Genomic DNA, 23,589 nt, shown 5'->3' on the forward strand with positions numbered 1-23,589 from the left:
GCGCAATAAAAAAAACCGCTCATTCGAGCGGTTTTTTTATACTTGATAATATTTAATGTGCATGACCACCACCCACACCTGCTTTAGGCCGTGGGCAGAGCCAAATGATGAGTGCAGCGAATATGAAGACACCGGCCAGTACTAAAAACACATGATTGGCTGAAAGCGTTAAGGCTTCTTTATCCACCAAACTGGAGATGTAACCCAATGCGGCTTCTGAACTCATTCCATGATTCACCAAGGTATTTTGTACCTCAGTAACATGTAAATTACTGACCATTTCACTGCGTGCAACTTTGGTGTGATCATCCCAAATGGTTACTGCAATCGACGCTCCAATAGCCCCTGCCATGGTCCGTAAGAAGTTCATTAAACCCGCTGCTGATGCCATGTCTTGTGGCAGTACAGATGCTAAAGCCATATTGGACAAAGGAATAAAGAAAAATGGCACGGCAAAACCTTGTAATATTTGCGGTAAAGCCAAGGCCATAAAGTCTGCATCCGTGGTCCAAAAGGCGCGCATAAGGGTGACTCCGCCCAAGATACTTAAACCAAAACTCGCCAAAGCACGTTGATCGTATTTGGTTGCAAGCTTTGCAACAATTGGCGACATGGTCAAACTACCGACGCCCATAGTTGCAGTAAGATAACCGGCCCACGTTGCGGTATAGCCCAAGTTGATCTGTAACCACTGCGGAATCAGGACAATACTGCCAAAGAAGGCACCAAAACCAAACGCCAAAGCCAAGACCGAAATGGTAAAACTTCGGTACTTAAACAGCAGTATATTCACCACTGGATGCCGCTCAGTCAGCTCCCAAATCGTGAAAACGATCAGCCCAACAAATGCCGTCAGTGCCAGCACCACGATAAATGGATTATTAAACCAATCTCGCTCATGGCCTAAGTCCAACATCAATTGCAAGGCACCGATCCACAACACCAACAGCAGTAAACCACCGCGGTCAATTTTCAATTTCTGTGTTGGAGTTTCAGCCGTTTTCAGTAAGCGCATCGCTGCGATAGCACAACCGATTCCGACAGGAATATTGATAAAGAAAATCCAATGCCAAGATAAATTATCACTGATCGTACCACCCAAAATTGGACCTAAAATAGGGCCAACTACAGTGGTCATTGCCCACATCCCCATGGCTTGGGATTGCTTTTCAGGAGGGAAAATGCGCATTAACAACGTTTGGCTCAGTGGCATAATCGGACCACCAAACAAACCTTGCCCAATTCGGCAAAACACCAATATTTCTAAACTGGTCGACAAACCACACAGTATCGAAAATACCGTAAAGCCAAACAGGCTGATCACAAAAACCCGTACAGAACCAAAGCGCCCAGCGAGCCAACCGGTTAATGGCACACAAATCGCTTCTGCCACAGCATAGGAGGTAATGACCCATGTCCCTTGGGATGCCGATACTGCAAGGCTACCGGTAATATGCGGCACTGATACATTGGCAATGGTCATGTCGAGCACAACCATAAAGTTCGCCAATGCCAAAACCAAGGCAGCGAGAATCAGACGACCACCTTTTAGGTCAGTCATTTGCATTTGCTGATTCATAGGCAATTACTTCGATTTCAGGTCAATCGTCGCTTCCATAGACAGCCCCACACGTAGTGGGTGTTCTGCCAACTCTTTTGGATCTAAACGGATCCTTACAGGTAAACGCTGAACCACTTTAATCCAGTTTCCTGTGGCATTTTGTGCTGGAATCAAGGCAAATGCTGAACCTGTGCCACCAGAAAAACCGGTCACTGTGCCATTAAATTTAACTTTGTCACCATATAGATCAGACGTCAGTTCAACTTTTTGACCCGCTTGCACCCCTGCCAATTGGCTTTCTTTAAAGTTGGCATCGACATATAACTGAGAAACTGGCACCACCATCATTAATGACGTTCCCGGTGCAATGCGTTGCCCAACTTGAATATTACGACGTGCCACTACACCATCAAAGGGTGCTTTGATTTGTGTACGTTCTAAGTCCAACTGAGCTTGTTGTAGACGTGCTTGTGCAATTAAAACATCTGGGGTTGAATTTTCATTGCTGTCTTGAATTAATGCATCATTCGCCGCTTTATTACTTTGTGCCGCTTTTTGACTAGATTTGGCTTGTGCGAGTCCTGCTTGAGCCACATCAAAACTGGCTTTAGCGGTATTCACAGCACTTTGCGCTGTGCTTAATTCTTCTTTAGAAATCGCACCCGAAGCAGCCAATTGTTGACGACGTTGTAATTCATCTTGTGTTTTATTCAGATCGGCTTGTGCTTTGGCCACTTGTGCGCTTGCACTATGAATCGCATCATCACTGACAAAGATTTGTGAGTTTAAAGAGCTACTATTCGCCGCTGTTTGTTTGTATTGGCGTTTTGCTTTAAGTAATTCAGCCTGAGCTTGAGCTAAGGCAATTTCAGCATCACGAGCATCAATACGAACAAGTACATCGCCTTTTTTCACTTGCTGCGTATCACTCACCAAAACCTCTGCCACTTGCCCCGTGACCATCGAGGTAATCGACGCTGTTTCTGCACCGACATAGGCATTATCGGTACTGACGGAATGATTTAGAAATATTGACCAAATCAAATACATCACCAAAGCAATCACGATCAATACAGCCACTATACCAAGGCCTTTTTTTCTGCGTGCTTTTAATTCCTGATCGGTGGGCTGCTCTGTAGATGGGGTTTCTGGCAGGTTACTAACGGTATCTGTCATAGATTTGTCCTAAATCTAGCAGACTTGGTCATGGCATCATGAGCTTTGCAAAGCATGTCAACTTTGCTGTCAGATAATGGTGTCGTGAGAAAGTCTATCTTCTTCAATTTTCCGGCATTTTAAAGCTAAAAAATCATATCCTGAGAATAGAAAATGTAACTCGTCAGTCTTTTTTTCGTCGGCAACAGGATAAAATCATGCCCTGCTGCCAATGCTGGACTTTATTTTTTCATCATTTTGAATGTGTTAACTTAAAAATGGCTTAATAAGCATACGATGCAATCGCTGTTGCAATCGCTTTACCTTCATCATTGACCATGGTCATACGCATGGTGCAGCCCTTACGACCTAAACGTAAGGTTTCAGCTCGTGCAACGAAATACTGTCCACGTCCTGGCGCCAAATAATCCACACGCATATCGACGGTCGCTAAGCGAGATACCTTTTTACTCGTTTCTGCTAGATCTTCAGCTGTGGCCTTTTTATACAATTCAGCCATCGCTGAAATACCGCCGATACTGTCGAGTAAAGTTGCCGCAACACCACCATGTAAAATTTGGAATGCGACATTTCCTATTAGATTACTGGCCATGTCCACACGTGCTTCGATCTGACCATCGATCACCGTCATTTTCATGGCATTGTGTAAAAAAAATGGGGAACTGTTAAATGCTTGAGCAATGTTATTTAATAAAGTATCGATTTCATTCTTCGAGTTTAGGTCAATATTACCGGTCCAACTCTTATTTACATCTGTCATAGCCTACTCGAATCGCTGTCATTGAATAAAAAAATAATACGGGGTGCGCCAAACCCTCATTATGCGTCTACAATAGTCAAAGTTTAATACTGATCAATGAGATTGTTATGACCTATACGTTCAATCGTCCAGCTTTTCCTGCTACCCGCATGCGTCGCATTCGTAAAAATGACCAGCTTCGTGCCATGGTGCGTGAAACTCAACTGACGACTGATCATCTCATTTATCCAGTATTTGTGTTGCCAGGCCAGCAACAAACTCAAGACATTCCAAGCATGCCAAACGTACAGCGTCTATCTGCTGACTTGTTACTAAGAAAGGCAGAACGTTTACTCGAATTGGGTGTTTCAAAATTAGCTTTGTTCCCAGTTACACCACAGGAAGATAAAAGCTTAACGGCTGAAGCAGCTTGGCATGAAGATGGCTTAGTCCAAAGCACCATCCGCTTATTAAAAAAAGAACTACCAGAAATGGTTCTCATCACTGATGGTGCGCTCGACCCATACACCACACATGGTCAAGACGGTATCATTGATGATACCGGCTATGTACTGAATGATGAAACCGTTGAATGCTTAATTAAACAAGCGCTCAGCCATGCCGAAGCGGGTACAGATGTGGTTGCACCAAGTGACATGATGGATGGTCGTATCGGTGCAATTCGCCAAGCCCTTGAAGCCAATGGCCATATCTATACCAACATCATGGCTTATTCTGCAAAATATGCGTCTAGCTTTTATGGGCCATTCCGTGATGCGGTAGGTTCTTCAAGCAACCTCAAAGGTGGCAATAAATATAACTATCAAATGGATATCGGTAACCGTGCAGAAGCTTTACATGAAATCGCACTGGATATCCAAGAAGGCGCCGACATGGTGATTGTAAAACCGGGTATGCCGTATTTAGATATCGTCCGCGAAGTCAAAGATAATTTCGGTGTTCCAACATTTGTCTATCAAGTGAGTGGTGAATACGCCATGTTGGCAGGTGCCATTCAAAATGGTTGGCTGTCTGAAAACGTGATTATCGAATCGCTTATGAGCTGCCGCCGTGCAGGTGCAGATGGGATCTGGACTTACTTTGCTGAAGATGCAGCACTCATGTTAAAAGACATGAAATAACCTGCAAAGCCTTCCTGAAATGGTAACGTTCAGGAAGGCTTTTTTTATATCTGTAAAATTTAAAAAACAGTCTTGGAAGAAAAACTTCGGCGTTGCTGAAGTTAAGATCAAACTCATACATTCATCGGTTAAAAGAACATGAATATTGCCATTATTGGGGCGGGTATTAGTGGTTTACTCAGCGCATTGGAACTCGTTGAACGCGGTTGTACGGTGACGATTTTCGACCAACAACGCACAGGTTCTGCCGCATCATGGGCTGGTGGTGGCATCCTCTCCCCGATGTATCCTTGGCGATATCCCAATGAAGTCAATGCGCTCGCACGTTATGGCAAGCAGAGCTACCAAAAATGGAATGAAAAATTAAAACCTATGACTGGAATTGATTTTGAAATTCATGAAACTGGCATGTTGATTTTTGATGAAGATGATTTTGAAATCGGCTTAGATTATGCCTGTTTGCACCAAGATCCCATGCAACAGGCGGAATATTTACAATCCGAGCAAATTGAGCAGATTAATCCTCACATTTCAGCACGCTTTGCACATGGCATTTATTTTTCACAATTAGCCAACATCCGTAATCCGCGACTTTTGCAGTCATTAACGGCTTATTTACAGCAGCATCCCAATGTGATCATTCATGAGCATTGCCCTGTTACTGATTTAAATACACAGCAACAGCGATTAGTCTCGATTCGGACTGCTGATGGTCAACAACACTTCGCAGATCAATATGTACTGGCAACAGGTGCTTGGTCAGCGAAATGGAGCAAACATTTAGAAATCGAGATTCCAGTACAACCTGTTCAAGGACAAATGCTTCTTTTTAAAACCCCGCAGAACTGGTTGCCCACCATGTGCATGAATAAAGTCATGTACTTGATTCCACGCCAAGATGGTCATGTGGTTTGCGGCTCAAGTATGCGCCAATGTGGTTTTGATACTCAGACCACAGATGCAACCTTGCAGCATATTCAAGAATCGTGCTTTGACATGGTGCCAGAGCTTGCCAACTTTCCGATTGTGAAGTCTTGGGCTGGCCTGCGTCCATCTTCCCCTGAAGGGATTCCGTATATTGGGCAGATGCCAAATTTCGACAATCTATGGGCAAATTTTGGGCATTTTAGAAATGGTTTATGCATGGGACCTGCTTCAGCTCAGTTATTGGCTGAACTGATGACTGGGGAAACGCCTTCATTCAATGCAGACCACTATAGTCCGAGTCGCCTGTTTCAAGATGCATTGTTAAGCGTCGAATAATGGTCGATCCGTCAAATTCAACTAAGCCAATAAATCCTGCAAGGCTTCTTTTAACGTCGGAAATTTAAACTCAAAGCCTTGCTGTAATAAAGCAACTGGCTGAACCAATTGACCATTTAAAATTAATTGCGATTGCTCACCCAATAAAATTTTAAAGACAGTTGCAGGCACATTGAGCCACGGCTTTTTGGCTAATTGACGTGCTGCAATCTGCGCAAACTGAGCCTGCGTCGTTTTTTCCGGCGCAACTAAATTAAAAATATGAGGATCAATTGGCGTAGGTTCAAGCAACCCATATTTTTTCTCTGCTTGTTTCATTAAAAACAGCATACTTCGGATCACATCTTGTATATGTATCCACACAAAAGGCTGCCGACCGGAACCTATTTTGTTGACCAAATTAAGCTGAATCGGTCGCAGCATTTGCGGTAAGATCCCGCCACCTTCAGCCAAGACCACACCTAGTCGTGTGATAATGGTATTTTGTTCAGGAAATTGGCGTGTGACTTGCTCCCAACTTTGGCATAGCTCTGACATAAAAATGGCTTGTGGTGCAGCATTTTCATCGCACACTTTTGTCCATTGTTCTTCAATATCAATACCATAATAGCCAACAGCTGAACCTGAAATAATGCATTTCGGAAAAATTTTACGTTTTCGTAAATATTGATACAGCGCTTCTGTGGTTTTGACTCGACTTTCTAATAATTGCTGTTTACGCGTTTCTGTCCAGCGACCTTTGCCGATACTTTCACCTGCAAGATTAATCACATAATCAATTCTGTCATGAGGAATTTGATCGAGCTGCTGTCCCCAAGTTAAATGAGGTGATTTAGAAATACGCCCAGCCTTACGACTGAGCCCAATCACTTTATAATCCGCAGCTAAAAGTGCCTTGATGAGATGTGTGCCAATAAAACCGCTGCCACCTGTCATCAGTACTGTGGGCTGATGCATAATTTGTTCTTATCTATCTATATGAAATAATACTATTATCTATAGAACAAGATCACCAAACGATCAAGCTTTATGCACCAAACTTTTGAGCAGCCATCCGCTGTGCTTGCGGACCATAAAACCAATAGGTGATTAAATACAAAGGGATAGCCATCAGTAACAACATGATCACCATTAAACTCATAAACTGAGGATGTTGAACATAGAGCATTAAATTTTGCCAAATTTCAGGATCTTTTCTTGAAAAAATTGCGATACCCAAAAGTACAAAAGCTAAATTATATAACCAAAAAATCAGGCTAAAACCTAAGGTAAATTTTTTACGCTCTGCCTGTGTCGGTGCTCTCTGATTTTTATTTAAAAACCGAAATAACACCACGATCATGGCAATCAGGTAGGGGACGACCGTTAAAATACCACCTACACCCTGTGGCAATAATGCTGCGATCACACCGCAAAAACAGGTCATGATTAAACAAATGAAAAAAAACAATAAAAAATAACGTGTTAAAGACACCATGACCCTAACCCAAGAAGAAGTTGACACCTAGTATAAAAAAAAATGCATTTTTTTTCATTTTCATGTCAACCAATCTGTAAACTGCTACGTTATATAGGGTACAAGGTCTGTAGCAACCGATGATTTGGACGGCATCCACAATGTTTCGGTGACCTTTTTAAAAGCAATAAGTTTCATTTTGAATTTAAGTATGAACAGCAGCCATGACTTAAATTTGAAATCGATTTTTTGACCGACGATTTCATCATCACTCGAATCGTCGGTCTTTTATTTTGTGCCTCATGCATTTAGCATCGAATTTTATTCTTATATTCTACACCCATAAAAAATCAGCCGATAAAATATCGACTGACTGAAAATTTTATGCAACTTTAAAATAAGTCACAACTGCAAATCTATGTTATGCAGCACAGTAGCGATTACGCCCCTGTCTTTTCGCTACATAGAGGTTTTTATCAACTTGATCCAGAAATTGCATTGGATTATCCAGATCTGAAGGAATAATGGTTTTTACCCCCATGCTGAGTGTGACGAGTTCCGACACTGCAGAGGCTTTATGCGGTAATCGTGCAGCACGCACGGCATCCATAATTCTATCGGCCATCACTGCTGCTGCGGCTTCATTGGTCTCTGGTAAAATCCAAGCAAATTCCTCGCCACCAAAACGCGCCACTAAATCACGAGGTCGTGTACAACAAGATTCCAAACTTTTAGCAATTTGACGCAGACATGTATCCCCAATCACATGACCATTCAAGTCATTGTATTGTTTAAAATAATCTAAATCGATCAAAATTAAACTCAGCGGCTTTTGCGTGCGGATTGCGTTTAACCATTCACGCTGGTAAAAGTCATCAAACAAACGTCGATTTGCAATACCAGTTAAGCCATCTTTATATGAATATTCTTCGAGCTGACGTTGCAATTTTTGTAGTTGTTCCTCTTGTTTTTTCCGCTCGGAAATATCAAACATAAAGCCGACAAGACAATCTACATCACCATTTGGTTTACGCACGACATGCACAACATCACGTATCCAAAGATATGAACCATCTTCTTTAAGTGCACGATAATCTGCTTCATGATCTATACCAGCCATCGACTGTGAAACACAATAATTCAGTACATAATTACGGTCTTCCTCGTGCATACGTGATGCCCAATCATCTACCGTTTTCCAACTACTTTGTTTCCAACCGAGTAACTTTTCAATTTGCGGTCCAATATAACTAAATGTTTTACTGTCCCAATCAATACACCAAGGAATGGCTAATGTAGACTCTAATAAAGTCTTATACACCATATTATTTGCAAGTTTTTCTTCATCAAAAGGATTATTTGGCATGTTGCATCTCCTGCTACCCCAAATGCAGGCAATATACCTGCTGTACAATAATTCACCTATATACAGGATTAGAACAACATTTTATATTCCTAGTTCTTGGTATTTTTTAACCTAGTTTCAGATCTCTACTATTTGAAACGTGTAATCCATCAAAGAAAATATAACAACAATGAACCAGCCTACTATTTTGAAATTCAAAGTTCTGATACCAAGCGTTAAGTTGTCTATTATTCTGCCGTTTTTGGTTGGTCATTTACACGAGTTACAGGATTCCCTAATCAGTAACCCCAGACTTCATGGTGACCTCTTAGAATGCTCTGTACAGACTCCACCGATGCATTGCATTACCAATACATTTACTCGTAGTTTTGAAGTTAAAGATTTCAACCAAATCACTAAGAAAATTCTGGTACAAGATGGCCAAATTGCTATAGAAAAATTTGTGATATTTGGATAATACTGGTAAGGCTATTTCATAAATCCAGCCCATAATACTTTTTGCCTCCTGCAAATAGATGCACATGCACATTAATGCAGTTATGGCATAGTTTAGATTGGATACTTTGTAACTGTCGATAACGACTTAGTTGGACTGATGAATGATTAATCTCCCTCGTAAACATAACCATCTGTGATACTTTATAGCCCAATCAATTTTTTGATTTTTTGGTGCTTGCATGACTGTTCGTTTTTTTCATACTTCTGATTGGCATTTAGGACAATTTTTCTATAACCACTCACGTGACTACGAACATGAACAGTTTCTCAATTGGCTGCTTGAACAAATAGCACAAAAACAGCCACATGCCCTGCTCATTGCAGGCGATGTTTTTGATGTGATCAACCCCGCTTCCAGAGCGCAAAAACAGTTGTATCAGTTTCTAGCAGATGCACATGAGCGGGCTCCGCACATGCAAACCCTGATGATCGCAGGCAACCATGACTCAGGCTACCGTATTGAACAAGTTGAGCCTTTATTAGAAAAATACCATGCCAAAGCTGTAGGCGTGGTCCATAAAAATACCGAAGGTCAGCTCGATTTAGACCGACTGCTGGTACCTATTTATGATGAACACAAAAATGTAGTGGCATGGTGCCTGACTTTACCTTTTCTACGTGCTGCCGAGATCACCGGTTTCAATGATCAAACCACCAATAGTCAAAATGCCATTGCCTATGTACATCAACAATTAATTGCTGAAGCCAATGCACGTAAAACTCCAGATCAAGCCTTAATTTTAATGTCCCATGCCCACATGCAAGGCGGTGAAACGTCTGATTCTGAACGCCCGATTGTGGTCGGTAATGAAGAAGCTTTATCAACAGCGTTGTTTGATGATGTAATTGATTATGTGGCTCTTGGGCATTTGCATAAACCGCAAAAAGTTGGACAAACTCATATCCGTTATAGCGGCTCACCGATTCCCCTGTCATTTAGTGAAATCAATTATAAGCATCAAGTGCTTGATATCAGTATTGACCCGACTCAAAGCGATGAATCACGCTTTCAAATAGAGTCCTTAGCGATTCCGCGCAGCGTGCAATTGCATCGCATCAAAGGCACAATTCCAGAAGTTTTGGCACAATTATCCGCTTTGCCGAGCGGTGAAATTGAAGATATTGATCAGCGTGAATATGTCGAAATTGAATATCATACCGACACTCCGCCTGCACCGAATTTACGACAGCAATTTGAAGAAGCGCTAGCGCCAAACCGTTATCGTTTGGTGCGCATCAGCCGCCGTTATTTAAATTCAGATCAAAATAATCCGCAGCAAGCCGCAATCAACCTTGATCCGCCTACGCCTGAAAAATTATTCCAAAACCTTTGGGAAAAACAGGGCTACGGTGCTGATGACACCGTAATGAAAGATTTTTTAAGTTTGGTCGATGAAGCACAAAAATCACTTGAAGATGATGCGAACACTTAAGGAATTGCCATGAAAATTTTATCTATACGCATTAAAAACTTGGCATCTTTAGCGGGTGAGCATTTTATTGATTTTGAATCTGAACCCTTAGCAAGTGCAGGCTTAGTGGCAATTATTGGTAAAACAGGTGCTGGTAAATCGACTATTTTAGATACCATGTGTTTGGCGCTGTTTAACCGTGTGCCGCGCTTAAAAGACAGCGATGGCAAACTCATCGATGTAGATGGTTCAGAGCTGCCGACCAACTCACCGCAAACAGTCTTGCGCCGTGGTACAGGCCAAGGCTTTGCCGAGCTCAGTTTTATTGCTCAAGACCAAAAAGTCTATTCTGCACGTTGGGAAATTAAACGTGCCCGTGAAAACCCAAACGGTAAATTGCAAAGCGTACAGCGCTCACTGAAATGCTTAACAGATGGCACTGTTGTTGCGGATAAAACCAAAGCGGTTGAGAGCCAAATTTTACGCATTACTCAACTCAGTTTTGAACAGTTCACCCGTGCCGTTTTACTGGCTCAGTCAGAAGTGACCGCTTTTTTAAAAGCGCGTGATAATGAACGTGGCGAGCTATTGGAGTATCTAACCAATTCCAGTATTTTCGGGAAAATTGGTCAATTGGCCTTTGAAAAAACCAAGCAAATTGCCAATCAGCGTAAGGCTTTGGAAGTTCGACTCGGTGATATTGAAATTTTATCGGATGAAGATCTTGCCTTATACACGGCGAATTTTCAAAGTCATACAGAGTCTTACCAAAAATTCGAAAGTGAAAAGCAGCAATTGCTCAAACAGCAGCAATGGTTTCAACACAAAGATAAACTGATTGCGGATATTCAGCAACGTGAGCAATATTTGGCTGTTCAACAGCAGCAACTCGATGCACTGCAGCCGCAGAAGCAGCAATTGCAGCAACTGGAAAAATTCGCCTCAATCCGTCCAAGCATCATTCAACGCAAGAATTTAAGTACTGAAATAGCAACGCTGCAGCCTCAATTGGCTCAAGCACAGCAGCAGTTCAGCGCAATTGAAATTAAGTTTAATCATGAAAAAACTCAATTTAAACAACTTGATCTACAGCAAAAACAGCAGCACCAATTTGAAGTTGATCATCAAGATCAAATTGATTTAGTACGTGCGCGAATTGCCGACCGCCGAGTGCTAGGCGATCAGCTAATTGCTGTAAAAGATGAACTCAAAAAACTGCAAGATCAGCATGCCCCGCTGCTTCAAGCCGAACAGCAATTGTTACAAGTACAGCAGCAGTTAGAACAAAATATAGCGCAGCAAAATACCCTACTCTCGCAAACAGCACATTTTCAAATTTTGGATGAAGCACTGTCTGCACATCTCAGCCCTTTACAGCGTTTTATTCAAAGTTATGTGCAATTTGAGCAGCAATATGGTGATGTCGCTCAAGCCACGCAACAAGTGGCACAAAAACAACAGCAACTTGACCAGCTCATTCAGCAATTTGGGCAAGACCAAGCACTTAACTCGAAAATTACGGGCTTGCGTACAGCGCGTGAAGACTTATTAAATCGCATCAATCAATTAGATATCACCAAGAGTCATTGGCAGCATTACCACGCCATTCATGTTGAACATCAGCAAAAATTGCAAGACCAGCACCAACTGCAAAGTGATCTCACACAGAATCAGCAGCAATGCAGCATGGCTGAAACTGAATTTCATGCACAAAAAGCAGCTCGAGAGAATTTGCAAACTGTACTGCAGCAGCAGCGATTACTGCATGCAGAAAATATTGAACAGCTCAGAGCAAATCTGGTTGCAGGTGAAGCATGTTTGGTCTGCGGCAGCACCGAGCACCCTTATACATATAACCAAGATGTGCTTTCCCATGAACTATTGAAACTGCAAGTACAGCAGGAACAGCAAGCACTAGCGCAGGAAAAAATAACGTTTGATCTGTGGCAGCAACTGCAAAAAAAATGCACACAGCAGTCCACTGCCTTTGAAGCCAATGCACAGCAACTCACCGCAATCAGCACGCAACAGAGCAATGCCCAAACCCAGCTTGAGCAATCACTTAATGCACTGAATATTCCATACGATTTGCACTCAGATTTGAGCTTGCTTGAAACGGCTATAACGCATCATATTGCACAAACACAGCAATCTTTGCAGCAAACAGAAGCTGATTTAAAAACCCATGAACAGGCGCAGCAAAACAGCCATACTTTGACTCAATACATTCAGCACACGACAAAGCAGCTGACAGAAATACAGCATGCGGAACAAAATATTCAACCTATTTTGTCTTTATTGGATGACACTGAAAAATACGCATGGCAGCAGTCAACCCGCACCGCTGCTGAAGAAATTTATATTCAATTACAGCAACGTCTTAACACCTTAAAACAACGTAATGAACTAAATGCTCAGCTGAATCAAATAACACATCAGCTGGAACAGGCAAAACAGCGCAGTAAATTCAGTCTAGAGAATATTGCTGCAACTGAAAAACGCATTTCGACACTGTTAGAAGAAGGTAAACAAAATAGCGATCTTGCAATCCAAGCTATTTTTACCATGACTCAAGTAACTGTTGAAAAACCGCATGAATGGTTATTACAGTTTGAGCAAAACCGACAACAGCTGCAGACTCAGTTTAATACGGTACGTCAACAATTTGAGCAGCGACGCCAAGCCTTTGATACGGCACAAGCAACACTGCAAAAATATCAGGCACAGCAACTACAGTTGCAAACTCAACAAAATGCAGCCGCGTTGAGTATTCAACAGTGGTTAGCGCTGCATATTGATTTTAGTGACGCCTTGTTACAGCAGCTCAGTGAAATTACACATGAGCAAGAGCTGCAACTGAAACAGCAAATTAGCTCGGCTGAACGTGCATATAGCGATGCTCAGTCTGCTAAGAAAACATTGGATGAGCAACTACAGCAGCACTTAATGCTGCAGCCTGAAATCGAATTTGAAGCACTACTCTCACAATTACAAAGTTTGGTTGAACAAATAACCCAAGTGATGGAACAGCGTGATGAAGTGAAACTCAAACTCGAAGTACATCAACGCAATGTAGCAAAACAGCAGCAATTTAGCGATCAGATTCAACAGATCCAATCTGAGGAACATCGTTGGAATAAGATTTCGAGCTTAATGGGCGATGCAACGGGCAAGAAATTCCGTGATTTGGCACAGCAATATAACCTCGATATTTTAATTGAATATGCCAATCAGCAATTGGCGATGCTTTCACAGCGCTATACCTTAAAGCGCCTTGAAAACTCATTAAGCCTAGCCATTGTCGATCATGATATGGATGGTGAAACCCGCTCGGTCTCTTCGCTTTCAGGCGGTGAGTCTTTCTTAACCGCGCTCGCTTTATCCTTAGCCATTGCGAGCATGGCATCAGGTACAACAAAAATTGAAAGCCTATTTATTGACGAAGGATTTGGTACGCTAGACGCTTCAAGTCTGCACATGGTAATGAATGCTCTGGATCAGCTACAAAACCAAGGGCGTAAAGTCGTGCTAATTTCTCACATTCAAGAAATGCACGAACGAATCCCTGTGCAAATTCAAGTCAATCCTGTCGGAGCAGGTGCAAGCACCATCCAAATCGTATCTTAAAAAAAGCCTGCTTAAAGCAGGCTTTATAATTTTTGATTCTCTAGATCATTACGTCCCGAGTGGACGTAGCGTTAAAATCTGTTCACTACGCCCAAATGGGCCATGGACATCATGCAATACAGAACTACTCAAACCAACACCATCCGCTCCATACTGCTGCACGGTTTCCAGACCTAACCACTGTCCCTGTGGTAAACGGTGCAAATGGATTTGTAGATCCAGATTTGGAAAGCCCCAGCCAAATGGCCAATCCTGACGCGGAACAATACCATTGGCGGTATCAACCATGCCCATTAAACGGACAAAATCAGCAGTCGGCTCACCTTCAACCATGTCATGCTGTGTTCTCAGCCACACAATGCCTTGACCTGCACGGCGCCCATGGCTTCTTGCTTCAATCGACTGAATATATCCCCCCGGCCACTGACGGATACCGTCCCAAATCGGCGCAGTTTCTGGCCCAGTCACATCAGCATCCTCCAAACCTTTCACGGACTGGCTATTTTGCGTCATCATGCGCCAAGTGCGTGCCACAATGCAGGTTTTGCCCTGAGCCCGCATTTCAGATTCAATCAGTTCAATGGTTTTTCCCGGACGAATCACTTGCGTGATTATTTCAAACTCGCCAGCAGGAATTAAGCCCAAAATATCGAGGCTAATGCGCCCGATACGCATATCATGACGTGGTGAAAAACGGTCTAATTCAGCACAAATAATGCCTGTAGCTGGTGCCATGTGTTGCTCATGTGCATTCCATGCACCTTGTGCTAAATTGGTCGAATGGTAATGTGCCGTGACACAGCCTTGCGCATCTACGTCGCGTTGAATCAACTGATAATATGCCGTCATGAACTTCCCTATTTGTCCAAGTGTGAATTACTTCAATATCAAAAACATCCTGATTATTTTGTACTCAACTTTAATGGAAAGTTCAAATTAAAAGGCTCACTTTGAACCCATAGGTTTCATCTATTGTGAAAATTTATCTGCTGTGCTTACACTTTATAAGCCTAGTTTTTGAAAGCAGGCTGAATCTTCTGTCCTATTTTGAATAATCACGTGCGCCAAACAATGCTGTCCCCACGCGAACCATCGTTGAACCCGCAGCAATCGCATCAGTCATATCGCCTGACATCCCCATACTTAATGTATCCCAATCTTCAGGTTTCGCATGCTGTGCTTTGACATGCTCAAAGAGCACTTTGGCATCAGCAAACGCTTGCGGATTGTTTGGAGCAGGAATCACCATCAGTCCACGTAAGCGTAAATTCGGTAGCGTAGAAATCTGTGCGACCAAATCTGCTACTTCATTCGGCTGACAGCCATCCTTCGTATCTTGCGCGTCAATATTGACTTGTAGGCAAATATTCAAAGGCGCTTGAGTCGCTTCTCGCTGGCTTGATAAACGCTCCGCAATAATCAAACGGTCTACCCCATGCACCCAAGCAAAGTTTGAAGCCAAATGTTTGGTTTTATTACGCTGTACATGACCTATAAAATGCCATTCAATCTCTAAATCTGCCAAAGCCTCTATTTTTTCAAGCGCTTCTTGCAGATAATTTTCACCAAATGAGCGTTGCCCCGTTGTATACATTTCTCTTAGCATTTCAGCAGGATGCGTCTTAGATACAGCCAACAATTCAACCGACTGCTGTGGTCGACCCGCAAGTTGGCAAGCCTGCTCAATTTGCTGCAAGACTTGATTTCGTGCTTCTTGAAGTTTATTCATTGACGGGGTTCTCATTTCATTCATCTTTTTTTGCATTGCCCTGCAACTAAGTGTTGGTTAAGCTGTGGGAAAGCCTTATTATTCTATCAAAATAATTAAGATTTAATTTTTATCTCGGGGATTTTATGGACATTACAGAACTATTGGCCTTTGCTGCCAAAAATAACGCTTCGGATTTACATTTATCTTCTGGTATGCCACCAATGATTCGTGTGGATGGTGAAGTTCGTCGTATCAACCTTCCTGCTCTTGAACACAAAGAAGTGCACAAATTGGTTTACGACATCATGAACGATAAACAGCGTCGTGATTACGAAGAAAAATTAGAAACTGACTTTTCATTTGAAGTACCTGGCGTGGCTCGTTTCCGTGTGAACGCATTTAACCAAAACCGTGGTGCTGGTGCCGTATTCCGTACCATTCCTTCAAAAGTACTAACCATTGAAGATCTTGGTATGGGCCAAATCTTCAAAGATATTTGTGAATATCCACGTGGCATCGTATTGGTGACTGGTCCAACGGGTTCGGGTAAATCTACCACGCTTGCTGCGATGGTCGATTACATTAACGACAACCGTTATGACCATATTTTAACGGTCGAAGACCCGATCGAATTTGTACACGAATCAAAAAAATGCTTGGTCAACCAACGTGAAGTACACCGTGATACGCACGGCTTTAACGAAGCACTTCGTTCCGCACTGCGTGAAGACCCGGATATTATCTTAGTCGGTGAGATGCGTGACCTTGAAACCATTCGTTTGGCGCTGACAGCTGCTGAAACCGGTCACTTGGTCTTCGGTACACTACATACAACCTCTGCCGCAAAAACCATTGACCGTGTGATTGACGTATTCCCTGCTGAAGAAAAAGATATGGTTCGTGCAATGTTATCCGAATCACTTCAAGCCGTAATTTCACAAACCCTACTCAAGAAAAATGGCGGTGGTCGTGTGGCTGCCCATGAAATTATGATTGGTATTCCTGCGATCCGTAACTTGATTCGTGAAAACAAAGTCGCACAAATGTATTCTGCGATTCAAACCGGTGCCAACTACGGTATGACCACACTCGATCAAAGCTTAAAAAACCTTGTCGCAAAAGGCATTATTAGTACGCAAACTGCACGGACTGCAGCGAAACAACCCGAATCTTTCTTGTAATTTTTTTATTTTTCTGGGGCGATCGTTATGGATTTTAACGGCTTACTTGATTATATGGTGGAGAAAAAAGCATCGGATTTGTTTATTACAGCCGATGTTGAACCCTCGATTAAGATCAATGGGCAAATTTTGCCAATTGGCTCGACTAAGTTACCGGGCCCGACTGTCGGTCAAATCTTACATTCGATTATGTCTGACAAACAGCGTAAGGAATTTGCCGATACGCGCGAATGTAACTTTGCCATTAGCAATACCAGTAAATCTGCTCGTTTTCGTGTCAGCGCCTTTCAACAACGTGACCAGCCAGGCATGGTGCTTCGTCGTATCGAAACCGTTATTCCAACGATGGATGAGTTGAAATTACCGCCGATTTTAAAAGAATTAGCGATGACCAAGCGTGGTATTATCATTTTCGTAGGTGCAACGGGTACAGGTAAATCAACCTCTTTGGCATCTTTGATTGGCTATCGTAATGAAAATAGCAAAGGTCATATCATTACGATTGAAGACCCGATTGAATTTGTACACCAACACCGAGGCTGTATCATTACCCAACGTGAAGTGGGTATTGATACCGACTCTTTCGAAGTTGCCTTAAAGAATACGCTACGTCAGGCACCTGACGTGATTCTGATTGGTGAGATTCGTTCACGTGAAACCATGGACTATGCAATTGCCTTTGCTGAAACGGGTCACTTGGTTTTTGCTACTCTGCATGCCAACAACGCCAACCAGGCCATCGACCGTATCATTCACTTCTTTGAAGCGGATCGTCATAGTCAGCTGTTCATGGACTTGTCTTTGAATTTAAAAGCAATGGTTGCGCAGCAATTGATTCCAACCATTGATGGTAATTCACGTCGTGCTGCCATTGAGATTTTGATCAACTCACCTTTAATTTCAGATTTAATCCGTAAGGGTGAAGTGCACGAAATTAAAGACCTGATGAAGCGTTCTCGTGAACTGGGTATGCAAACCTTTGACCAAGCTTTATATGACCTTTATAAAGCCAAGCAAATTAGCTACAAAGATGCGCTCAAACATGCCGATTCACCGAACGACCTGCGTCTACAAATTAAATTGTCTGAAGAAGGCGGTGAGCATTTACTGCGTGCAAATTCAAATATTACCTTTGATGGTCAACATTAATTTTGCTTAAACGCTTTCGGAAATAAAAAACAGACTTCATATGAAGTCTGTTTTTTATTCATTCTCATCCGCATTGGATTATTTTTTACGATATGCTTCTTGGCATTCAGGCGCATCACAATAGCCATAAAGATTTAATGAGTGACCTGTAAGTTGGAAACCAAATTTTTCTGCCACTTGATGTTGCTCATGCTCAATCACATCATTAGTAAATTCCACCACTTTATTGCAGTTTTGACACACAATATGGTCATGGTGATCTTCTTGCATAATCTCAAAAACAGAATGATTGTTTTCAAAATGATGGCGTTGAATAATACCTGCAGCTTCAAACTGTGTTAACACGCGATACACAGTTGCTAAACCCACATCTTCACCTTGTTCAAGTAAAGTCTTATAAATATCTTCTGCGCTTAAGTGATGTTGTCTTGAATTTTCAAGCAATTCCAATATTTTAATTCGTGGAAGTGTAACTTTAAGTCCAGCTTTACGTAAATCTTGATTTGAAATAGGCATGAAAAAAGGTCTCTCAACAAAATTAAAGTTGGAATATGCAACAAAGTGTAGATGCAGTATGATCTATCCTTGGATCAAATGCATCATAATTAATTTGGGATAGTTTAGCAAAATGCAAAAAATCATGCTGACGTTATTCGTCACTTCATTGCTCGTAGGCTGTTCAACCTTGGGCGTTTATAAAGTTGATATTCCACAAGGTACACCTTTAACTCAAGCACAAGCGGCTAAAATTCAAGTGGGAATGAGCCACCAACAAGTTCGCTTTTTGCTAGGTAGTCCAACTGTTGCCGATCCAATGAATCCGTTACGTTGGGACTACATTTATAAGTATACCCCAGGAACATATGCTAAAAAAGCCAAGATTCCTGCTGCACATGGTCAACACTTAAAAATCTTCTTTGACCAAAACGGTATCGTTCAAAAAATTGAAGGCTTAGAAACCATTCCAGAGTCTCAACCGGGCTTACCAGGTTCTAAAGAAGCGATTTTAACTGCGCCACCACTATAGTCGCTTTAAGATAAAAATAAACCCCTAAATTTAGGGGTTTTTTTTATAAGTACAATTGCTTGAAACGATTGCCTCGACAATAACGGCCGACGGGATTTTTCTTGGCGCGATTACGACGAATATCTTTCGGATTAATGGTTAATGCACGATAGATTTCGACGCGATCACCTGCTTCAAGTAACTGAGATGAATCGCTTACACGCGCCCCGAAGATTCCTAGTGTTAATACTTCTGGTAAATCCACTTGTTTTCGAATGCCACTTTGCACAATAGCATCTTCAACCGTCATACCGGGATTAAAGCTCAGCGGAATTAATATCTGCTGTTCCACGCTCGCATAAGCGACCCATACTTGTAACTGAGCTGTCATTAGAATAACTGCCCAATCACAGCCACCAATGCCAATATTATTGACAAGGGCACTACGATACGTACGGCAATACGCCAAATATTATAAAAGGTTTCATGACTGAAGTTCATTGACTTACGTAGATGACTAATCTTCATAATCCAACCTGCGAAAATCGCATAAATCAGACAAATAATTAAGCCCCAAATCAACAAGGCAATATTAAATACTGGAACAACACTGCTCAGTGCCCATACAAAAACCGCAACCAATAAAATCGCCCATTGCACCACTACGGCCAATTGGCGTTGTTGTAATTGTTCACGTGCCATTTGAATCAGCAATGCTGAAGCTGCGACTAAACCCACAACCAGTGCTAAAGCAGGTACTTGTGCTTTTGCTGCGAAAAAGGCAAAAGCAACCACTGCCAAAAGTTGAGCGATCCAAATTGGAAATACCGTTTTGCTTGCAATCTCTTGTTGCTTCACGGCTGGCAAACTTGACTGCCAGTACAAGCCCATCCCCAAACCACTTGCTACGAGCGCCAAAACAGTTGCATTGCCCCACTCACTAAATTCGAGCGCAGTCATTTTCCACTCTGGCAATGCCGTTCCCATAACATTCGCTAAGACTACTGCAGCAATCACACCAATAGCGGTCAAAATCACTAAAAATTGGCGTGGTACAAACGACAATGCAAATGCAATGACCGCAAAGACAGCCAAAATAATGCTATAGGCAAAACCATTAGCTGTAAAAATTGCCACATATTGCGACGCGGCTGAAAGCATGGCACCTGCTAAAAATGGAATAAATACTACGGCAAGCCAACCGACTATACGCCATTTGGGTGAAGCATCCGCATCACGTGTTAGCGAAGACAGTGCTTGAACTGCTGTAATTTTTGAACGTTTTGCTAAAGCAATTTCCAAATAACATAGCGGTAAAGCTAAAATAAGCATTGTACCTAGCCACAACAGCCAGAAATCTAGCTGACGTTCAATTTGAATACCTGTTACCGGTGCTAAAGTTGCAATAATGATAAAAGATAAACAGAACGCCATCAGTGGCGATAACCATTTCGACATCGCATTGTCCTGCATGACAAATTCCTTTGAAAATTCTAGCGCTATTTTGCCTTGCTGTGCCTTGAAAATCAAAAACAAAAAGCAAATCACCTTAAAGGTGATTTGCTGCGCAAATAATATTATTAGAGTTTAATTGTTTTTATTTCATTTTTTGAGGTTATGAAAAGAAACGTGCAAACCAATTTTTGCCTTTTTTCTTTTCTTTTTCTTTGATGATACCCATCATATTTTCTTTAACCGCACCGACATAATCAGCATCATCGTGCTGAATATGGTTAATCAGCCATTTTGAAAGCACTTCATGTAATTCATTTTCAATCGCATGCCCCATTTCAAAACGGTCGCGGTAAGATTCAATTTTTTTAATAAATAAATCATGTACGCGTTTATGTGGCACACGATATTTATAACCCGCTTCTTCTTGTAAAGATTCTTCGAAGGTAAAATGTGATTGCGTGTAATCAATAATGTTTTCCAGAATTTGTTTTACACGATCACGATCTGTATTTGCGTCAATGCCATCAATTTCATTGATGTAGTCAAGAATCCGTTTGTGTTGATCGTCAATCACATCGATACCAGTATTGTATTCTGGAACCCATTTCATTTTCATTACGACCACCTATAAATATGAAGGACTTATCACGTAAATTTCATCATATAATTAAAGAACTTAAATAAAAATGAAGTAAAAAGGTTGGTTTTAATTGAAATACTGCCATTTATATTGTAATCAATTGTTTTTATTATGTTAATTTATTTAATCCCGAGTATAAAGCTAAGATATTTTTTAATCAATTCAATATCTTAGAAAACACCCTTAATTCAATAAAATGTAAGATATTCATTTTTATAATGAATATCTTTCATTCAAAATTAATACTGATCTGCACGTGTGACACGTTTTAAAGATGGGTCCAGCCGCTCACGTTCTAAACGTTCAACAACCGTCTTTGCAGCACGTATCGGACGACCATGTTGAAATAAAATCATTTCACCCGGCTCAAATGCTGTCCAAACTTCGTTTTGCGTTAGGGGTTCAGTGGTAATCACGGCAACACGGTCTTCAGGCGTGGTGACTTCACTAAAATCGACTTCAACATCAATATCAATCAACTGTGCAGGTTGAAATGGGAACTCTCGAACCAACCAATGCAGCTTGGTAATCGCATAACTAAATAGCGCCTGCCCATTCGACAAACAAAAATTAAAGGTGCCATGTTCTGCAATTTTCGGAGAAATTTCTAATAACAGATCAAACACCTGATCGAGTGTAGGTTCGGTATAACCAAAACGTTTCACCATTTGCTCGAGCAAATAGCAAAAGGCCAATTCACTGTCGGTATTGCCGACGGGGCTGAAGCGCCCTGTGAGCTCAGGCTGAAAGCCATGCAGGTCGCCATTATGCGCAAAAATCCACTGTCTGCCCCACAATTCACGACTAAATGGATGTGAGTTTTCAAGATTAATTTTGCCTTGCGTCGCTTTACGAATGTGTGCAATCACATTGCGAGATTTAATCGGGTAGTTTCGGATCAGCTCAGCAATCGGAGACTCTACAGCAGATTGATTGTCGACAAATAAACGACATGCTTTATCTTCAAAAAAAGCGATACCAAAGCCATCACAATGATCTGAGGTAATTCCTGCTCGCTGCGAAAATCCCCGAAACGAAAAAGTAATATCGGTAGGAGTCGCACAATTCATTCCGAGCAGCTGGCACATATCGATCATTTCAGCAGTAAATCTATGATTTCTCTATTGTGCATGACAGTTTTAGTTGTTGTAAATCTAAAATCGGCGCCATTGTAAGAGTTTTTATAATCCAACAGGGCAAATACATTATTTGATCTTTTCAAATGTCACTTAGCCAACTGATAAATAATAAAAAAGCCTCAAAAGAGGCTTTTTTATATCAAAAAATGCTAAGTATCTTAAGCTTTTTTCACATTGGTTCGATTGGTGATTAAAGTCCCCACACCATGATCTGTAAAGATTTCAAGTAATGTTGCATGAGGTACACGACCATCAACGATATGCGCGCTGATTACGCCGCCTTTGACTGCATCTAATGCACAGCCAACTTTCGGAATCATGCCGCCATAGATCACGCCAGTTTCAATCAAACGATCGACTTCTTGGGTGGTTAACCCAGTCAGCAGATTTTTATTTTCGTCTAAAACACCCGTGATATTGGTCAAAAGAATTAGCTTTTCCGCACCCAATGCTTCAGCCACTTTACCTGCAACTAAGTCAGCATTGATGTTATAGGTGTTGCCGTCTTCGTCTACACCTAATGGTGCAATCACAGGAATAAAATCGCTTTGGGTAAACATTTCAAGTACGTCAGTTTTCACACCAACCACTTCGCCAACTAGACCTAAATCAATCTGTTTTACTGAACCATCTTCGGCAGTTTTTTCCATCAATAATTTTTGCGCACGGATCAAATTACCATCTTTACCCGTTAAACCAATTGCACGGCCACCGTGTTTATTGATTAAGTTCACAATCGATTTGTTCACGCTGCCGCCCAAGACCATCTCGACAACTTCCATCGTTGCAGGATCAGTCACGCGCATACCGTCGATACGATCAGACTCACGGCCTAATTGTTTGAGGAATGAATCCACTTGTGGACCACCGCCATGTACCACAATCGGATTTAGACCAACCGTTTTCAGCAATACGATATCACGTGCAAATGAACTCTCAAGCTCAGGATCGGTCATGGCATTACCACCATACTTCACTACCAGCGTCTTACCCGCAAAACGTTGAATATACGGCAAAGCTTCCGTCAGGATTTGTGCTTTGTCGATGCCAGTATGTTGATGTGGCATT

Annotated in this window: 21 protein-coding genes; 7 read left to right on the forward strand and 14 right to left on the reverse strand. The window is 41.8% G+C overall.

Translation table 11 applies throughout. The features are described from left to right. Positions 1 to 52: 52 nt before the first annotated feature. From FTT99_RS11970 to FTT99_RS11980, 3 genes are all read right to left on the reverse strand, one after another. Positions 53 to 1,579 carry a DHA2 family efflux MFS transporter permease subunit gene (locus tag FTT99_RS11970; protein WP_180161536.1) on the reverse strand — a complete coding sequence of 509 codons (1,527 nt, stop codon included), beginning with the start codon at positions 1,577 to 1,579 and terminating at the stop codon, positions 53 to 55. Positions 1,580 to 1,585: 6 nt separating this feature from the next. Then, positions 1,586 to 2,737, reverse strand: coding sequence for an efflux RND transporter periplasmic adaptor subunit (locus tag FTT99_RS11975; protein ID WP_180161538.1), 1,152 nt, complete (start codon positions 2,735 to 2,737; stop codon positions 1,586 to 1,588). A gap of 262 nt (positions 2,738 to 2,999) precedes the next feature. Beyond that, positions 3,000 to 3,497: a thioesterase family protein gene (locus tag FTT99_RS11980; RefSeq protein WP_180108025.1), complete on the reverse strand. Its 498-nt coding sequence runs from the start codon at positions 3,495 to 3,497 to the stop codon at positions 3,000 to 3,002. A gap of 107 nt (positions 3,498 to 3,604) precedes the next feature. Between FTT99_RS11980 and hemB the strand changes: the two genes are divergently transcribed. Beyond that, positions 3,605 to 4,618, forward strand: a complete 1,014-nt coding sequence (hemB, locus tag FTT99_RS11985; protein ID WP_180161541.1) for a porphobilinogen synthase — start codon at positions 3,605 to 3,607, stop codon at positions 4,616 to 4,618. Positions 4,619 to 4,756: 138 nt separating this feature from the next. Next, positions 4,757 to 5,881 (forward strand): glycine oxidase ThiO, encoded by a 1,125-nt coding sequence (gene thiO, locus FTT99_RS11990; protein WP_180161543.1) that lies wholly within the window; start codon positions 4,757 to 4,759, stop codon positions 5,879 to 5,881. A gap of 21 nt (positions 5,882 to 5,902) precedes the next feature. On the opposite strand, the gene FTT99_RS11995 is transcribed toward thiO, so the two are convergent. The 3 genes from FTT99_RS11995 to FTT99_RS12005 all read right to left on the reverse strand — a co-directional run bounded on the left by FTT99_RS11995 (position 5,903) and on the right by FTT99_RS12005 (position 8,703). Next, entirely contained in the window at positions 5,903 to 6,838 is a 936-nt protein-coding gene (locus tag FTT99_RS11995) for a TIGR01777 family oxidoreductase (protein ID WP_180161545.1), read from the reverse strand. Positions 6,839 to 6,908: 70 nt separating this feature from the next. Further along, a complete protein-coding gene (locus FTT99_RS12000; protein WP_180161547.1) occupies positions 6,909 to 7,358 on the reverse strand; it encodes an ABZJ_00895 family protein in 450 nt (149 codons plus the stop codon). 400 nt (positions 7,359 to 7,758) lie between these two features. Then, positions 7,759 to 8,703 carry a GGDEF domain-containing protein gene (locus tag FTT99_RS12005; protein WP_111885262.1) on the reverse strand — a complete coding sequence of 315 codons (945 nt, stop codon included), beginning with the start codon at positions 8,701 to 8,703 and terminating at the stop codon, positions 7,759 to 7,761. 677 nt (positions 8,704 to 9,380) lie between these two features. Here FTT99_RS12005 and FTT99_RS12010 point away from each other — a divergent pair. Further along, positions 9,381 to 10,634, forward strand: coding sequence for an exonuclease SbcCD subunit D (locus tag FTT99_RS12010; RefSeq protein ID WP_180129859.1), 1,254 nt, complete (start codon positions 9,381 to 9,383; stop codon positions 10,632 to 10,634). A gap of 9 nt (positions 10,635 to 10,643) precedes the next feature. Next, positions 10,644 to 14,240 (forward strand): AAA family ATPase, encoded by a 3,597-nt coding sequence (locus FTT99_RS12015; RefSeq protein ID WP_180161549.1) that lies wholly within the window; start codon positions 10,644 to 10,646, stop codon positions 14,238 to 14,240. A 48-nt stretch (positions 14,241 to 14,288) separates the two neighbouring features. Here the strand turns inward: FTT99_RS12015 and FTT99_RS12020 are convergent, their stop codons facing one another. Continuing rightward, positions 14,289 to 15,089, reverse strand: coding sequence for a thioesterase family protein (locus tag FTT99_RS12020; RefSeq protein WP_078193098.1), 801 nt, complete (start codon positions 15,087 to 15,089; stop codon positions 14,289 to 14,291). Positions 15,090 to 15,282: 193 nt separating this feature from the next. Beyond that, positions 15,283 to 15,969, reverse strand: a complete 687-nt coding sequence (locus FTT99_RS12025) for a YggS family pyridoxal phosphate-dependent enzyme (RefSeq protein ID WP_180024013.1) — start codon at positions 15,967 to 15,969, stop codon at positions 15,283 to 15,285. 125 nt (positions 15,970 to 16,094) lie between these two features. Here FTT99_RS12025 and FTT99_RS12030 point away from each other — a divergent pair, with 125 nt between their 5' ends. Both FTT99_RS12030 and FTT99_RS12035 read left to right on the forward strand, forming a co-directional pair. After that, the gene (locus tag FTT99_RS12030; RefSeq protein ID WP_078190026.1) at positions 16,095 to 17,132 is read left to right on the forward strand and encodes a type IV pilus twitching motility protein PilT; all 1,038 of its coding nucleotides are present in this window, start codon (positions 16,095 to 16,097) and stop codon (positions 17,130 to 17,132) included. A gap of 27 nt (positions 17,133 to 17,159) precedes the next feature. Next, positions 17,160 to 18,281 (forward strand): PilT/PilU family type 4a pilus ATPase, encoded by a 1,122-nt coding sequence (locus FTT99_RS12035; RefSeq protein ID WP_168379063.1) that lies wholly within the window; start codon positions 17,160 to 17,162, stop codon positions 18,279 to 18,281. Between the two features lie 78 nt (positions 18,282 to 18,359). Here FTT99_RS12035 and fur read toward each other — a convergent pair whose 3' ends face one another. After that, the gene (gene fur / locus FTT99_RS12040; RefSeq protein WP_078193101.1) at positions 18,360 to 18,797 is read right to left on the reverse strand and encodes a ferric iron uptake transcriptional regulator; all 438 of its coding nucleotides are present in this window, start codon (positions 18,795 to 18,797) and stop codon (positions 18,360 to 18,362) included. A 112-nt stretch (positions 18,798 to 18,909) separates the two neighbouring features. Between fur and FTT99_RS12045 the strand changes: the two genes are divergently transcribed. Then, a complete protein-coding gene (locus FTT99_RS12045; RefSeq protein WP_078193102.1) occupies positions 18,910 to 19,308 on the forward strand; it encodes an outer membrane protein assembly factor BamE in 399 nt (132 codons plus the stop codon). A gap of 43 nt (positions 19,309 to 19,351) precedes the next feature. Here the strand turns inward: FTT99_RS12045 and FTT99_RS12050 are convergent, their stop codons facing one another. From FTT99_RS12050 to argB, 5 genes are all read right to left on the reverse strand, one after another. Continuing rightward, entirely contained in the window at positions 19,352 to 19,678 is a 327-nt protein-coding gene (locus FTT99_RS12050; protein ID WP_180077386.1) for an RnfH family protein, read from the reverse strand. Next, entirely contained in the window at positions 19,678 to 20,760 is a 1,083-nt protein-coding gene (locus FTT99_RS12055; protein ID WP_180129863.1) for a hypothetical protein, read from the reverse strand. The genes FTT99_RS12050 and FTT99_RS12055 overlap by 1 nt, the downstream gene beginning before the upstream one ends. A gap of 142 nt (positions 20,761 to 20,902) precedes the next feature. Then, positions 20,903 to 21,358 carry a bacteriohemerythrin gene (locus tag FTT99_RS12060; protein WP_078190032.1) on the reverse strand — a complete coding sequence of 152 codons (456 nt, stop codon included), beginning with the start codon at positions 21,356 to 21,358 and terminating at the stop codon, positions 20,903 to 20,905. 263 nt (positions 21,359 to 21,621) lie between these two features. Beyond that, the gene (locus tag FTT99_RS12065) at positions 21,622 to 22,470 is read right to left on the reverse strand and encodes a class II glutamine amidotransferase (RefSeq protein WP_111885279.1); all 849 of its coding nucleotides are present in this window, start codon (positions 22,468 to 22,470) and stop codon (positions 21,622 to 21,624) included. 209 nt (positions 22,471 to 22,679) lie between these two features. Continuing rightward, positions 22,680 to 23,588: an acetylglutamate kinase gene (gene argB / locus FTT99_RS12070; RefSeq protein WP_078190033.1), complete on the reverse strand. Its 909-nt coding sequence runs from the start codon at positions 23,586 to 23,588 to the stop codon at positions 22,680 to 22,682. Between the last annotated feature and the right edge of the window lies 1 nt (position 23,589).

Source organism: Acinetobacter sp. YH12040, assembly GCF_013420005.1.
Classification (GTDB): domain Bacteria; phylum Pseudomonadota; class Gammaproteobacteria; order Pseudomonadales; family Moraxellaceae; genus Acinetobacter; species Acinetobacter amyesii.

What these genes read in the sequence shown, in the direction of transcription:
- FTT99_RS12005 (WP_111885262.1), bottom strand. Translation starts at nt 8,703, where the DNA reads ATGCCAAATAATCCTTTTGATGAAGAAAAACTTGCAAATAATATGGTG.
- FTT99_RS12020 (WP_078193098.1), bottom strand. Translation starts at nt 15,089, where the DNA reads ATGACGGCATATTATCAGTTGATTCAACGCGACGTAGATGCGCAAGGC.
- FTT99_RS12025 (WP_180024013.1), bottom strand. Translation starts at nt 15,969, where the DNA reads ATGAATAAACTTCAAGAAGCACGAAATCAAGTCTTGCAGCAAATTGAG.
- FTT99_RS12060 (WP_078190032.1), bottom strand. Translation starts at nt 21,358, where the DNA reads ATGAAAATGAAATGGGTTCCAGAATACAATACTGGTATCGATGTGATT.
- FTT99_RS12045 (WP_078193102.1), top strand. Translation starts at nt 18,910, where the DNA reads ATGCAAAAAATCATGCTGACGTTATTCGTCACTTCATTGCTCGTAGGC.
- FTT99_RS11995 (WP_180161545.1), bottom strand. Translation starts at nt 6,838, where the DNA reads ATGCATCAGCCCACAGTACTGATGACAGGTGGCAGCGGTTTTATTGGC.
- FTT99_RS11975 (WP_180161538.1), bottom strand. Translation starts at nt 2,737, where the DNA reads ATGACAGATACCGTTAGTAACCTGCCAGAAACCCCATCTACAGAGCAG.
- FTT99_RS12035 (WP_168379063.1), top strand. Translation starts at nt 17,160, where the DNA reads ATGGATTTTAACGGCTTACTTGATTATATGGTGGAGAAAAAAGCATCG.
- FTT99_RS12010 (WP_180129859.1), top strand. Translation starts at nt 9,381, where the DNA reads ATGACTGTTCGTTTTTTTCATACTTCTGATTGGCATTTAGGACAATTT.
- FTT99_RS12050 (WP_180077386.1), bottom strand. Translation starts at nt 19,678, where the DNA reads ATGACAGCTCAGTTACAAGTATGGGTCGCTTATGCGAGCGTGGAACAG.
- hemB (WP_180161541.1), top strand. Translation starts at nt 3,605, where the DNA reads ATGACCTATACGTTCAATCGTCCAGCTTTTCCTGCTACCCGCATGCGT.
- FTT99_RS12055 (WP_180129863.1), bottom strand. Translation starts at nt 20,760, where the DNA reads ATGCAGGACAATGCGATGTCGAAATGGTTATCGCCACTGATGGCGTTC.
- FTT99_RS12015 (WP_180161549.1), top strand. Translation starts at nt 10,644, where the DNA reads ATGAAAATTTTATCTATACGCATTAAAAACTTGGCATCTTTAGCGGGT.
- argB (WP_078190033.1), bottom strand. Translation starts at nt 23,588, where the DNA reads ATGCCACATCAACATACTGGCATCGACAAAGCACAAATCCTGACGGAA.
- FTT99_RS12030 (WP_078190026.1), top strand. Translation starts at nt 16,095, where the DNA reads ATGGACATTACAGAACTATTGGCCTTTGCTGCCAAAAATAACGCTTCG.
- FTT99_RS11970 (WP_180161536.1), bottom strand. Translation starts at nt 1,579, where the DNA reads ATGAATCAGCAAATGCAAATGACTGACCTAAAAGGTGGTCGTCTGATT.
- fur (WP_078193101.1), bottom strand. Translation starts at nt 18,797, where the DNA reads ATGCCTATTTCAAATCAAGATTTACGTAAAGCTGGACTTAAAGTTACA.
- FTT99_RS12065 (WP_111885279.1), bottom strand. Translation starts at nt 22,470, where the DNA reads ATGTGCCAGCTGCTCGGAATGAATTGTGCGACTCCTACCGATATTACT.
- thiO (WP_180161543.1), top strand. Translation starts at nt 4,757, where the DNA reads ATGAATATTGCCATTATTGGGGCGGGTATTAGTGGTTTACTCAGCGCA.
- FTT99_RS12000 (WP_180161547.1), bottom strand. Translation starts at nt 7,358, where the DNA reads ATGGTGTCTTTAACACGTTATTTTTTATTGTTTTTTTTCATTTGTTTA.
- FTT99_RS11980 (WP_180108025.1), bottom strand. Translation starts at nt 3,497, where the DNA reads ATGACAGATGTAAATAAGAGTTGGACCGGTAATATTGACCTAAACTCG.